Here is a 354-nt window from a genome sequence, read left to right on the forward strand (position 1 = left end):
ACAAATAATTAACATATTTATACACATCACTATCCTTTATCCCAAAAAAAGGCATAAAAAAAAACGCATATCGCGCCCCGTTCTCATGCCTGATTGTGATTTAACTATTAGATTTTTTTGATTTTTAATGCTTCAAAAGGATTTGAAGGTTTAAGAGTAATGCTTTCACTGGAATTTTTCTGATTAATATAAACTGTATTTACGGCATCATTATTTAAGCAAAATAATGATTTCTTTGCCTTCTTAACAAGGTCTGGTAAAATATATTGTCTGTAATTACTGATCGTGGGATGCCCTACTAATTGTGGATAAATCGTTTCAATATAAATTACTTTAGCATCGTCAGCATATTTC

The 354-nt window shown here is 29.9% G+C and carries 1 protein-coding gene; it reads right to left on the reverse strand.

The genetic code is table 11. The features are described 5' to 3' along the window. Positions 1–107: 107 nt before the first annotated feature. Positions 108–354 (reverse strand): hypothetical protein (locus PQG54_RS12320; protein ID WP_271807742.1); only part of this gene is annotated, 247 nt, incomplete at its 5' end.

It is taken from the genome of Commensalibacter communis, from assembly GCF_947179015.1.
GTDB lineage: Bacteria > Pseudomonadota > Alphaproteobacteria > Acetobacterales > Acetobacteraceae > Commensalibacter > Commensalibacter communis.